Below are 13,860 nucleotides of genomic sequence, written 5' to 3' on the forward strand. Positions count from 1 at the left end.
TTTAGGCTGGTTAATGTTAAAATTGTTATCTCCAATAGCGTTTTAATTTAAGAAGCTTTAAGGTCAGAGACATCGCGAGTGTCTCTGATCCTGCTTTTAAACTATTTTCTTTTTGTCAGCTGGAATCTTTCATTTTCTTCTCGGTTTAAATTTAAATAGGGTTATATTATAATTGGGTTTGTTTGTTTTTGGTAACTCTGACAGTAGAACCTTCAATGATAAATCTGGCATCAGTGGTTTGCTCTATCGTTTTCAATAAGGTTGATATATTGGAAAAACGGGTGGTAACAGCAACTAATGATTCCTTTTTAACGCTTTCGTCCTCATAAACAACTTTTACGTCATACCATCTCGCTATTTGCCGCATAACAATTTCCAGATTATCCTCATCAAATCTGAAGTAGCCATTTTTCCAATCTATAGCGTCACGAGGATCAACCTCTGATACTTTAAGTGTGGTTGTAAGGTCGGCTTCCTGTCCGGGCTTTAGTGTCGCGTTTTTATTTCCGGCTATAATTTTAACAGCCCCTTCTAAAAGCGTGGTTTTGGTGTTAAGCTCATCCGGATAAGCATTCAAGTTAAAATGAGTGCCTAAAACTTCAACCAATTGTTTGTTAGTCATTACTTTGAAAGGCATATTTTTATTATGCGCTACTTCAAAATAGGCTTCCCCACTTAGTTCAACCTTTCTTTCATTTAAAGAAGTAAAACTTACAGGGTATTTCAAAGACGACGCCGCATTAAGCCATACCCGGGTTCCGTCGGGCAAAAGCAGCTGATATTGGCCCCCTTTGGGTGTTTCTATCGTATTGTATTGCAGTGGGCCGTCGGTAGGGGTGTCTGGGTTAGCACTATACATTAATTGACCATCAGTCGTTTTGATCACCTGGCTTCCTTTTTGCTGTGCTATTTTACCGTTTTTCGCATCGGCTAAGAATATTTTTGTACCGTTAGCCAGCACTAAGAAAGCTTTGTTACTGCCAGGTTTAATTTGCTGATTAAGTGCGATGGTTGAATTTGTGATTTGCCTGTGTTTGCCGACAAAAAAAAAGGCACCCACAGATAATATCATTAAGATGGATGCGGCGATCGCCCATTTTTTATATTGGAAGGATCTTGGTTTTGGAAAGTCGATCTCACTCAGGAGTCGTGTTAGTATTTCTTCATGAACACTATCTTCATCCTCCGGAAATTCAGATGCTTCGCTTGAAACTTTATTGTACCAATTAGTCAAAGCTTGCTTCTCTGAAGCAGTGGCCCGGCCTTCCTGGTGCTTTTGTATTAAGTTATAAATGGTTTGGCGGTTCAATTGGTATTGCGCTTTATAATGGTATGTTACGTGAAAAACGTTTTACCCTATATCCTTTTTAAAATAAATTTTAATTTTTATTCAAAAGCTGCTCAATTGATTGATTTTAAAAGATAGACCGGTATAATTGGAAAGATATCAGTATTAATCCACCATATTTCTTAAGACCACCCCGAATGATTTTAAGGGCACGTGTAAGATTGGCTTCTACACCTTTTTCGGTAATTTGCATCTCAGTTGCGATCTCTGAGTTTTTCATGCCATTTTCACGGCTGTACCGGAAAACCAGGCGGCATTTTTCCGGAAGTTCTTCCACTATGCTGTCGATATACTGTTGCAGAAAACGGGCATCCAGCTTATCTTCTGTATAAGCCATGGTTTCAAAATCCAAATGCTGCTGTGCCAGTTCACCGCGGCGTTGTTCCTTCTGATAATAATGATAGATACTTAATTTAATGGAGCCAGCAAGAAAAGCCGGTAAATTCCGAATATCAGCCTCGTTACACTTTTCCCACAGTGAAATAAATACATCATGAACAATATCTTTGGCAACAGCACTATCTTTACTGTGGTTCCATGCAATGGCCAGCATTTGTCTCCAGTACCGGTTATAAATTTCAGTAAACGCGGCCTGTTCACCTTTTTTTAAATGAAAGGTAAGTAACTCATCAGTATAATGGCTATAATCTGACATATAAAGAGGGGCCCTAAGATTGAAAATATCAACAGATAAACTAATAGTCGCGGGATGGCATTACACGCAGATCATTCCAAAAAGCCACACCCAAAATTTGAAGTAAAGTTTTTCCCATATTTTAATTTTAAATAAACATACACTATATAAACATGCGCAGCCTCAATTCTAATTATATTCTGAATGATTTTTGTTCAGGTAATATATTAAAATTTCAAATCAATAGAAAAGCTATTGATAATGAGTGAACTGTTTTGTTTGCAACAGTTAAAATTGGTTATAATTGAACAAGTCAGGTCAGCTAAGGTAATAAAAATCAGGATATCTTAACCGATTTTTAAAAGGTTAGTAATCTACTGGAATTAAATACTTTTAGCACATCTATTGAGTGTTATTTGCATACTGAACATTGTTCATTATATTTGCAGCGCATTTTATTAGTCATGGGAGTTACAGAAAGAAAAGAACGCGAAAAAACGGAGATGAGGGAGCTGATTACGGCTGCTGCCATGAAAATGTTCCTGGAGGATGGCTACGCTAAAACCTCTATTCGGGGTATAGCTGATGCTATAGAGTACAGCCCTGGTACAATTTATTTGTATTTTAAGGATAAGGATGAACTATTGTATGAAGTACAAGCCGATGCCTATAGTCGCTTACTGGAGGTATTTCAAAAAGAAGCGACCAGTACTGATCCGCTCAAAAAACTTAATCAGATTAGCCGCGCCTATATTAATTTTGGGTTAAATAACCCTGAACTCTACGATTTGATGTTTATTATCCGTGCGCCTATGAACGTAGACGAAAAACTTCATAAAGTTAATGGAGCCAATTGTCTGAATTTTTTAATCGATTGCCTTACTGATTGTATCAGTAAGGATATGCTTCGTATTAATGATGTGCAGCAGGCCACCTTACAAATATGGAGTACGGTGCATGGGCTGGTATCACTTAATTTACGCTGTCGTTTAAAAATTATGATCGAATCGGAGGAAGCTGTACCTCAGGTACTGATAAAAACAATGGAAGATTATTTAGCAGCTGTAACAAAATAAAAAAAATTTAATCTATTAATAAACATTGTTCATTATATAAACATCGCTTACTCTTAAGCGATTATATCAAACATCGCTCTTAAACAACATTTAAATAAATTTTTTTATTCTATAACTAAACGAGGTTCATTATGTATACATTGTTTATTAAGGGGATAGTCCCCATTTCTGTCTTTTTGTTGCTATGTCATACTCATGCATCCGGTCAAAGCAACCACCGGCAATTGGATGATTATGTAGCTATAGCTTTTGCGCAAAATCAAGGATTGAAGGAGCAACAGTTTGATCTGGATAAATCCATGTCTGCCTTAAAAGAGGCGCAGGCCATGTATTTGCCCACGGTGAGCCTGCTTGGAAGTTACACCCGGTCCGCTGGTGGTCGCACTATAGATGTGCCGGTTGGTGATCTGGTTAACCCGGTTTACACAGCCCTTAATCAATTGACCAATTCAAATAGATTCCCTCAACTGAAGAATGAATCTTTTCTGCTCAATCCCAATAACTTTTACGACGCCAAATTACGCACCTCATTGCCACTCATTAACGCTGAGATCCGCTACAATAAGTTGATCAAGCAACAATTGATCACCAGTCAGCAAGCTGCAGTAAATGTTTATAAAAGAGCTTTGGTAAAAGATATTAAGACGGCTTATTATCGATACTACCAATCAATGCAAAGCATAGCAACTTATAACAGCGCTATGTTATTGATAAAAGAGAACATTCGGGAAAACGAAAGTATGCTACGTAATGGTATACGTAATGCTACCGCATTACTCCGGTCACAAACAGAACGGGAGAAAAATAATGCGGCCTTGATACAGGCGCAGCATAATATGCGAAATGCCAAATCGTATTTTAATTTTCTACTGAATCGCCCATTGCAGGATTCTATATTCATCGAAAGTGAAACCGTCGCTGATATAATTACAGCACCTGATACCACTCTTGGTACCAGCCGCCGTGAGGAAATAAAGCAACTGCAAACGATGCAACAGGTTTACACATTTGATTATAAATTACAGAAATCAGGTTTTATTCCTAAGGTTAACACCTTTATTGACCTTGGTTCACAAGGTTTTGACTTTAACATCAATAACAAAACCCGGTATTATTTATGGGGGGTAAATCTGCAATGGGATATTTTTACCGGTGGGCAGCGTAAGTATCGTGCCGAACAATCAAGAGCAAATGTAAACTCCACCATTGCGCAACTTGATCAAACCCAGCAATCCTTACAATTACAGCTTGATCAAACTTACAATAACTATCAATCTGCCAGAGCGGCTTATAAGAGCATTACCGCCCAGTTATTGTTTGCCGGTAAATATTATAACGATCAGTTAAAAGCCTATCGGGCCGGACAACTACTTTACCTCGAATTGGTAGATGCACAAGATCAGCTTACCAATGCGCGTCTTCAAATGGCAGATGCAGAAACCAATGTACAAATTGCTCTTGCCGAACTTGAACGTGAACAAGCTACTTATCCTATTGACAATCCTAATCAGAAATAAATTATATGAAAACCTTTAAATACACCAGTTTATTACTATGCATACCATTGATGTATGCTTGCAAATCACACCCAACTAAGGTCAGTCAAAATGGTGGTGCTGATACCATTCCTGTACAAACCATATTGTTAAAACAACAAAATAGCAATGCTGCTATGGCTGTATCCGGACAATTTACTACCGATGATGAAGTAATGTTATCCTTTAAAACAGGCGGGATCATTAACAGTCTTAATGTAAAAGAGGGCGACGCTGTAAAAAAAGGTCAGCTGTTGGCTACCCTTAACCTTACAGAAATTGATGCCCAGGTACAACAGGCAAGCCTTTCTGTAGAAAAAGCGCAGCGTGATTATCAGCGTATTCAAAATTTATATAAAGATAGTGTAGCTACGCTGGAACAATTGCAGAATGGTAAAACCGCGTTACAACAGACACAACAGCAATGGAACATGGCGAAATATAATCGCCAGTATTCAGAAATACATGCACCCAAAGACGGATATATATTGCGTAAGCTGGCTAATGCCGGGCAATTGGTAACTGCTGGTACCCCGGTATTACAAACTAATGGGGCAGAAACCAACAAATGGATTTTACGGGTAGGTATCAGCGATGGGGAATGGGCAAAGCTACAATTAAACGATCATGCCCAAATTCAAACCACAGCACTGCCCGGGCAAATGCTTCAGGGAGTAATAAGCCGTAAATCAGAGGGGGTAGATGCTGTTACCGGTACTTTTAGTGCTGACATTACACTCACTGGTAAAAAGCCAAAAGCAATTGCTGCTGGAATGTTTGGTAAGGCTATCATTACACCAACATATACAACCGTAGGAGGTGATGAATGGCAAATTCCGTATGAGGCCCTGTTAGATGGCGATGGCGCCAGTGGTTATGTATTTGTAACAGATGATAATAAAACCGCCCGTAAGGTAAAAGTAACCGTTGCCGGGATCAATAAAAATACAGTTACCATTAGTGCCGGGTTGGAAAATGCCAAAGCCCTGATCATCTCAGGCTCAGCCTACCTTACCGATAACAGTGCTATAGTTGTTCAATCACCTAAAACAGCAAGCAAATGAAAATATCGGAATATGCTGTAAAGAACAGCCAGTTTACGTTGGTGATCTTTATAATGATTATTGCCCTGGGGATAACCACCATGTTGAATATGCCGCGTTCGGAAGATCCGGAGATGCATCCACCTGCTTTTCTGGTTATTGTTAATTATCCAGGAACAAGTCCGCGTGATATTGAGGATAGGGTAGTAACACCTTTAGAAAAAACAATAGGAAGCTTAGATGATATTAAACGCATCCGTACCAATATCTCCAATGGGGTTGCCGTGTTAAGGGTTGAATATAAATATAGCAGCAACATCGACTCCAAATACCAGGAAATAGTACGTGAGGTAAATAATAAGCGAAGTGAGCTTCCTGCTGATGTTACTAATATTGAGATCCAGAAACAACAGCCAACCGATGTAAATGTATTACAGGTGGCCCTGGTATCAGAAAATGCGCCCCGGAGCTTATTGCAACACTTTGCCGAGAAATTGCAGGATGAGTTGGAGAAGGTATCATCTTTGAAGCAGGTAGCGATCTTTGGCTTACCTGGCCAACAGGTTCGCATAGAGCTTGATCTCGAAAAAATGGCGCAAATGCACCTGCCTGTAAGTGCAGTAGTTAATAGTCTACACAGTGAGATGGCTAGTATTCCCGGGGGGAGTATTGATGCTGCCCATCTTACCTTTAATATCAAGAGTAATGATTATCGTACGCTTGATGCGGTAAACAGCACAATTGTTTATGCCGCCAATGGAAAAAATATTTTACTAAAAGATATTGCTCATGTATATTATGGATATGGCGAAGAAAAACATATAGCCCGCTTGAACGGACATCGTTGTGTATTTGTAGCTGCAGCCCAAAAAGATGGGGAAAATATCAATAAAACACAGGCAGACTACAGCAAGGTACTCGCCAGTTTCAAAAAGCTATTACCCGCTAATATTGACCTGGTACAAAATTTTGATCAGGCTGATAATGTGAGCAGGCGCTTAACGGGTTTAAGTCACGACTTTATTATCGCTATTTTATTGGTTGCGGTTACTTTGCTGCCCTTAGGGTTACGTCCGGCTGTTATTGTCATGATCTCCATCCCGCTTTCACTGGCCATTGGTATCGTATTACTACAATTGTTTGGGTTTAATTTAAACCAGTTGAGCATTGTAGGCCTGGTAGTTGCACTGGGACTTCTGGTAGACGATAGCATTGTTGTGGTTGAAAATATAGAGCGTTGGATGCTGGAAGGGCATAGCCGTTTGGAAGCGACTTTAAAAGCAACCGGGCAGATCGGAAAAGCTGTGGTAGGGTGTACCGTTATCCTGATCATTGCCTTTATGCCGCTGGTGTTTTTGCCTGAAGGCTCAGGCGATTTTATCCGGTGTTTACCATTGGCGGTTATTTTTTGTGTGTTGGCATCTATGCTGGTATCATTAACTATTATTCCGTTTTTATCGAGTCGTTTGTTGAAAAATCATACCGGCAATCCCGAAGGAAATTTCCTGATGCGTGCTTTGAAGAGATTGATCCATGGCAGCTATGCCCGCTTATTGGATAAAGCACTTCAGAGACCATTTTTAACCATTAGTATAGCGGTTGTATTGTTTGTATCTGCCATCTATCTGTTTGGAGTGATTGGGTTTAGCTTGTTCCCGTCATCAGAAAAGCCACAGTTTCTAATAAACATTACTACACCTAATCAGTCCAGCCTGCCTTATACAGACAGTGTTTCAAGGGAAATTGAAAAGCAGTTAAAAAAAGAGCCGCTTATTCAATATTATGCAACTAATGTTGGGCATGGTAATCCACGTATTTATTATAATGTAAATTCAGAAAATAATCGCAGTGATTTTGCCCAGCTTTTTGTACAGCTTGACAATGAGACCAAACCCGATCAGAAATTAGCCTTAATACAGCGCTTACAGCATCGTTGGGCACATTACCTGGGCGCCAAAGTTGAAGTAAAGAATTTTGAGCAAGGCCCTCCTGTAGTTGCACCAATTGAAGTACGTCTGTTTGGGGATAATTTGGATACTTTACGGGCCTACTCATTAAAGGTTGAGAAATTGCTACACCAAACTGCCGGAACCATGTATATAAACAATCCGGTAAGTTTATTAAAGAGCGATATCCGCATAGCGGTAAATAAAGAAAAAGCGCAACAACTGGGCGTTACCTCTTTAGCAATAGATCAAATTGCAAGATTAGCAGTTACCGGTTTGGATATGGGGACTTATTACAATAATGATAATAAATACGGTTATACCGTTTTACTCACCCGGATAAAAGAAGGGCGCCCAAGTATTGATGCCTTCAAGAATTTATATGTAAATAATGCACAGGGTAACGCTTTACCCTTAAAACAAGTTGCAGATCTACAATTGGAGGCTTCTCCGGCCGTTATAAATCACCAGGAAAAAAAGCGGGTTGTATCTGTACAAGCTAACGTGCAGAAAAGCTTTTTGGTTAGCCGTGTAATTGATGATGTAACTCAAAAAATGGATAAGTTAAAACTCCCGCCTGGTTACAGCTATGAGATGGGTGGTGAGGTAGAATCAAAAAACAATTCTTTTGGTGGTTTTATGAGCATTATCCTGGTTACGGTATTTGTATTTATTGCAGTCTTGGTTCTGTTATTTAAAACATTTAAAAGTACATTGATCATCCTTTCGGTAATACCATTAGGTGTGGTAGGAGCGGCAGTCGCACTTTGGGTTACAGGTAATTCTTTATCATTTGTAGCCATCATCGGGCTAATCGCACTGGCAGGGATCGAAGTAAAAAATACCATCCTGCTGGTAGATTTTACCAACCAGTTAAGACAGCAGGGTAAAGGCCTTCAGGATGCTATACGTGAAGCTGGCGAGGTACGGTTTTTACCGATTGTATTGACATCCCTTACCGCAATAGGCGGATTGATTCCGATAGCAACATCTACTAACCCTTTAATATCCCCATTGGCTATTGTACTTATTGGAGGATTAATAAGTTCTACGTTGTTATCCCGGATTGTAACGCCAATTGTATATGAATTGATTCCACCTGCGATAGAAGGAGGTAAAGAAGATAAATAAGTCTGAGATTATAAGGATACGGCAGTCATTGTTGTCGTATCCTTATAATCCAATTATTTATTAGCGTTATTCAAATCCCATATTTTTAAAGATCTAACCGTTGTCTTACTGTCGGAAAATAAGGATAGTCCGGTAGCATCCTTATCAGGATAAATCATAGTCGATATTACTTTTTCTCCTCCGTTGCCGAAAACTTCCAGTGATGATTTATCGATCAATACCTGGATCCGAACAATGCCATTTACAGATTTCATTGGAGCTGTTTGGATCAGGTTCTGGGCATCTTTATTTCCGCTTTCAGAGCCTGTACAATCTATATATAATTCCTTTTTAATGGCGTCATAACCAACTATAACTTTTTGCTCTGTACGCTTTTTTTCGGCTACAATCACTCCGACTTTTTTGGCTTCGCCCAGGCTAAATTCTGCATCTATCCAGTTAGCATTATTGGTAAAACTGCTATTGCCAGATAGATCCATATGACCATTAAGAGCAATATTTTCTTTTATAAGCTTTTTGCCTTTTGATAGTTTTGAAAGTGAGTAACTTATAATGGTTGAGGGGGACTGTATCAATTGCAAACCTTCATCAGTAGTTTTTAAAGAAAGATCATGAGGGATAGACATCTGGCCTTTCCAGGGATAGGTTTCTTTATGGCCATTCTGGAGCCAGCCTAATAATATTTTTTTGTATCCAGGAGCGTCGCGCCAGGCTATGGCAGCATAAAAAGCATCGCCATAATCAACAGTCAGCACTTTATCTGCAGGATTGCTGTTTTTAAAGGTAACACCATCAAAATCACCTATATAATATTGCATTAGCGGGCCATGATCGCCTCCTGATGATACAAATAACACCCATTTGATGTGAGTTGGATCTCCGTCAACCCTCAGCGGCAGAAGCGATGGACATTCCCAGCCATTTTTTGTATAACCTGCGGGGCCAAAATCGCTTAGCTTTGTCCATTCCCTCAAATTTTTTGAACCATAAATGCGTACCATGTGCTCGTCAACCATTGCAACTGTCATGATCCATTGTTTGGTAGGCTCATACCAAAACACATTAGGATCGCGGAAATCACGCATCTGCAGGTCAATAACCGGATTGCTTGCATACAATTTATAGGATAGGCCATTATCATTGCTGTACGCAATAAACTGTGATTCTTTTTTCTGTTTGGGCTGATCGGCAGTAAAGATGGTAACAATTGGAGCTTTGCCGTTTATGCCAAAGCCGCTGGTGTTATCTTTGTCAAGTACAGCTGATCCTGAATAGATCCAGGTAGTAGTATCCTTGTTCAAAATCTCAGGTATGGCTACCGGTAAATGTTGCCAATGTACCAGATCTTTGCTGGTTGCGTGGCCCCAGCTCATGTTTCCCCATTTGTTTTCAAAGGGGTTATGTTGATAATATAGATTAAATTCACCGTTATGGTATATCAGACCATTAGGGTCATTGGTCCAGTTTGTGGGTGGTGTAAAATGATAGGTGGGTCGCCATTGTGGGGTCTCCGCTTCCTGTTGTGCAAATAACCTTGATGATATCGCCAGAAGAAGTACGAGTGTTAATTTAACCTTAGTCATGGTTTTGATGTTTAATTATTTGTTTTCAGATAATTGCTGTTCGTAGTGACATATATTCCAATTGTGATCAAGTAGCAAGCTCCAAAAGCTACCTGCAATGTTGAACAAGTAACGTCGGGCTTAAAACAGCGTAACCTGTTCGGTCCCTGGCCCCTGTAATTCCTGCTGATAACTGCGGATCAAACCGATCAGCTCCGGCCCATATTGCGTAGCCTTATGCGCCCCGAACCCTTTGATCGCTCCCAGCGCTTTGAGCGTAGCCGGCAATTTTTCCGCTATGGCAACCGCGGTCTTATCAGAAAGCACCATACTCGGCATGACATTTTCTTTACCTGCCGCCTCCTCCCGCCATTTCAATATTTGTTCATACAGTTTTTCATTTTGAGGGGCATTTAACGCCTTCAGATAGGATCGGTCATATGTTTTAACCTTATCTTTGATCATTCCCAGATACGCGGCCGAGGTAAAGGGCACCCGCGCGAAATGTTCCATCAGCCGGATACGGTTCATCAGCCAAATGATCAATTGGTCTGCTTTTTTAGCTAATTCTTTTGATGACCCGATCATGCCGGGCAATTGTTGGTGCAGGCTTTCAGTAGCGGCTTTTAGTTTTTCGAGAAAATAAGCGGCTGCTTGCAGACTGCGTTCGGTTTTGAGCTGCTTAGTGAACTTGAGCGCAACGTCGATGATCTCTTTTTCCAGATTGGGCAACAGCATGTCGAAGCCTTTGAGCCTGGTTTGCAAAGGCACGAAATTAAACAGTTCACCGAGCAAATATTGCTCATATAAAGCCTGATCTCGCTGTAATGTATGTACATCTGGTTTGACCAAAACGGCTTGTTCGTTAAAACGAATAACCGCAGGGTCGCCGATAATATGATGTGCTCCGATGCGGTTACGCAAGATCATGCCTGATAATGTACGGCAACGGCTTAGCGCCACATAGGCTTGTCCGGGGGCAAAGGCCTCGCTGACATCGATGATCGCTTTATCAAAGGTCAGACCCTGGCTTTTGTGGATAGTGATCGCCCAGGCTAGTTTCAATGGGATCTGTGCGAAACTACCCGCATTGCTTTCATTAATCGCCTCGCCATCCAGCTGGTATCTGACATTCGTCCATTCTGCGGCTTCAACTTCAAGTTCTCTGCCTTCCCGGCCGCATTGAACAAAAACCGTATGACCCTCGATGCGACTAACCGAGCCGATCTTGCCATTATAATACAGTTTTTCCGCGGATCCGTCATTTTTAACAAACATCACTTGCGCGCCGATCTTCAATTTTAAATTTATTTCCGTCGGGTAAGCGTCCCTGGGAAAATCTCCCCTGACTGTGGCTGCAAATTCAAATACCTGTCCCTCCAAAGCTTCGAGGAATTCTGCATTAACCTGCTGGGCTATACTGTTGTGTGTGGTGAGCGTAATGTAAGGATCAACAGTGGTGGGCCGGAAATCCGGTACATAGCGCGCATTCAATAAGGCTAAGCTTTCCGTGCTGATCTGCTGGTTCCGTACTTCATTCAGGATATCGACAAAGGCTTGTTCCTTTTGGCGGTACACATGGTCCAGTTCAATCCGGACATAAGGTGCCTTTTGCATAACCACTGCGCTGAAGAAATAAGGTGTAGTATAATAACGGCTCAATAAGCCCCATTCCTCGTCCCGGATGATGGGGCTCAATTGGGAAAGGTCGCCGATCAATAAGAGCTGTACCCCGCCGAAAGGATGGCTGGAGGCCTTGATATTACGCAAGATCAGGTCAATCTGGTCCAGTACGTCCGGCCGTACCATACTGATCTCATCAATGATCAGCAGTTCTAAGTTGCTCAGTAATTCTTTTTTTTCAGGGCTATAATGGATATCCGGCCGTGCATCACCACCCGGTAAAAGCGGTCCGAATGGTAGCTGGAACAGCGAATGGATGGTCATTCCGCCCGCGTTGATCGCCGCCACACCAGTCGGCGCTGCCACCGCCAGTTTTTTTTTAGAAACCTGCCTCAGGTTTTGCAGGAAAGTGGTTTTGCCGGTGCCCGCTTTCCCAGTCAGGAAAACAACTGTATGGGTCGATTCCAGGTAATCGGAGGCCAGTTGCATCGCGGGATTCAATTCAGTCATTCGTTTACAAAGTTAACATGATCAATGGAAATTCCTTCTCTTATGAAAATACCTTCAGTGGAAACTGCAGATGCCGCTGATTGCATCAGCCTTTTGAACCCCAGTACCTTAGCTGTGTATGGTGTGTACATATAAACAGGATCAGAAACTTTTAATATTTCAAGATAAAGTTTTGTTAATATTCAAAGGTTATATTACCCATGGTCCACTTTCCTCCATACCAGGTGGGAGGGTTGTCCAGGGCTTTTTATGTAGTATTCATTTCTTAATCTAGATCAAGTTGGGTTGCAGAAAAAAGCAACAGATTTGTATCAGCAACACAAACAAACTATTCAAAATTCATCACCTTTAAATTAAAAAAACAATGAGCACTATCACAGTAAAAGACGGAACCGAAATTTATTACAAAGACTGGGGAACGGGACAACCTCTGGTTTTTCATCATGGCTGGCCACTATCTGGTGATGACTGGGATGCGCAGATGATGTTCTTCCTGGAAAAGGGATATCGGGTGATTGCCCATGATCGCCGGGGACACGGTAGGTCAAGCCAGGTTTCCGGCGGTCATGATATGGATACCTACGCGTCTGACGTAGCAGCGCTAACTGAGGCTCTCGATTTGAAAGATGCCATACATATTGGTCACTCGACAGGCGGTGGCGAGGCCATCCATTATGCGGCTAATTTGGGAAAAGGCCGTGTAGCCAAAGTGGTGCTCATCAGCGCGGTTACACCATTGATGGTTCAAACTGAAAACAATCCGGATGGTGTTCCTATGGCTATATTTGATGAAATACGTGAGGGTACAGCATTTAACCGGGCGCAATACTTTGAAGATTTTACGATCCCGTTTTATGGCTATAACCGTGAAGGCGCAAAAATATCTCAGGGTATTCGGGACAATTGGTGGCGCCAGGGCATGATGGGCAGCGTCAAAGCACACCATGACGGTATTAAAGCTTTTTCGGAAACAGACTTTACAGAAGATCTTAAAAGTGTGGATATTCCTGTACTGGTTTTACATGGCGAAGATGACCAAATCGTTCCATTTCCTATATCCGGGGCAAAGGCTATACATTTATTAAAAAATGGAAAATTGATTTCTTATCCGGGTTTCCCGCATGGCATGCCTGCTACAGAAGCCGCGACCATTAATAAGGACCTTTTGGCCTTTATTCAATCCTAAAAAGATCCATCGTTTAATTACCCAAGAAGACCGGGAATAACAACAAAAGAAAAAAGGCTGTCATCAATTGGATTGACGGCCTTCTTTGTGTAAGTAATACCGTTTCCTGGCCATCATTAGGAGAATGACATACTGGGTTTACAATTTAAAAGGTGACTTTGGCATTAAATGAGCTATTAAATGGCTTATCGTTCCATTTTTATGCGTTTGGCAACGCCGAATAAATAACCCTATTTGAAAAAAATGTCGAAAGCCATCATTTGCTG

At 41.1% G+C, this 13,860-nt stretch carries 9 protein-coding genes; 5 read left to right on the top strand and 4 right to left on the bottom strand.

Going from position 1 to position 13,860, the window contains the following annotated elements; genetic code table 11:
* Window positions 1–166: 166 nt before the first annotated feature.
* Together AC57BQ_RS06390 and AC57BQ_RS06395 are read right to left on the bottom strand one after the other, a co-directional pair.
* Window positions 167–1,309, bottom strand: a complete 1,143-nt coding sequence (locus AC57BQ_RS06390) for a FecR family protein (protein WP_496405477.1) — start codon at window positions 1,307–1,309, stop codon at window positions 167–169.
* 106 nt (window positions 1,310–1,415) lie between these two features.
* Window positions 1,416–2,003 carry an RNA polymerase sigma-70 factor gene (locus tag AC57BQ_RS06395; protein ID WP_496405478.1) on the bottom strand — a complete coding sequence of 196 codons (588 nt, stop codon included), beginning with the start codon at window positions 2,001–2,003 and terminating at the stop codon, window positions 1,416–1,418.
* A gap of 443 nt (window positions 2,004–2,446) precedes the next feature.
* Between AC57BQ_RS06395 and AC57BQ_RS06400 the strand changes: the two genes are divergently transcribed.
* The 4 genes from AC57BQ_RS06400 to AC57BQ_RS06415 all read left to right on the top strand — a co-directional run bounded on the left by AC57BQ_RS06400 (window position 2,447) and on the right by AC57BQ_RS06415 (window position 8,713).
* Window positions 2,447–3,058: a TetR/AcrR family transcriptional regulator gene (locus AC57BQ_RS06400; RefSeq protein WP_496405479.1), complete on the top strand. Its 612-nt coding sequence runs from the start codon at window positions 2,447–2,449 to the stop codon at window positions 3,056–3,058.
* A gap of 131 nt (window positions 3,059–3,189) precedes the next feature.
* Window positions 3,190–4,575 (top strand): TolC family protein, encoded by a 1,386-nt coding sequence (locus tag AC57BQ_RS06405; protein WP_496405480.1) that lies wholly within the window; start codon window positions 3,190–3,192, stop codon window positions 4,573–4,575.
* A gap of 5 nt (window positions 4,576–4,580) precedes the next feature.
* A complete protein-coding gene (locus tag AC57BQ_RS06410; RefSeq protein WP_496405481.1) occupies window positions 4,581–5,657 on the top strand; it encodes an efflux RND transporter periplasmic adaptor subunit in 1,077 nt (358 codons plus the stop codon).
* A complete protein-coding gene (locus AC57BQ_RS06415) occupies window positions 5,654–8,713 on the top strand; it encodes an efflux RND transporter permease subunit (RefSeq protein ID WP_496405482.1) in 3,060 nt (1,019 codons plus the stop codon). The genes AC57BQ_RS06410 and AC57BQ_RS06415 overlap by 4 nt, the downstream gene beginning before the upstream one ends.
* 53 nt (window positions 8,714–8,766) lie before the next feature.
* Here AC57BQ_RS06415 and AC57BQ_RS06420 read toward each other — a convergent pair whose 3' ends face one another.
* Window positions 8,767–10,296: a glycoside hydrolase family 32 protein gene (locus tag AC57BQ_RS06420; RefSeq protein WP_496405483.1), complete on the bottom strand. Its 1,530-nt coding sequence runs from the start codon at window positions 10,294–10,296 to the stop codon at window positions 8,767–8,769.
* A 120-nt stretch (window positions 10,297–10,416) separates the two neighbouring features.
* Complete coding sequence (locus AC57BQ_RS06425) at window positions 10,417–12,387, bottom strand: HRDC domain-containing protein (protein WP_496405484.1); 1,971 nt, start codon at window positions 12,385–12,387, stop codon at window positions 10,417–10,419.
* Between the two features lie 385 nt (window positions 12,388–12,772).
* On the opposite strand from AC57BQ_RS06425, the gene AC57BQ_RS06430 reads away from it, so the two are divergent.
* On the top strand, window positions 12,773–13,594 hold the full coding sequence (locus AC57BQ_RS06430; RefSeq protein WP_496405485.1) for an alpha/beta fold hydrolase: 822 nt from the start codon (window positions 12,773–12,775) through the stop codon (window positions 13,592–13,594).
* The last annotated feature ends 266 nt before the right edge of the window (window positions 13,595–13,860 follow it).

It is taken from the genome of Mucilaginibacter sp. BGA-UO-ETr-C110 (genome assembly GCF_059567985.1).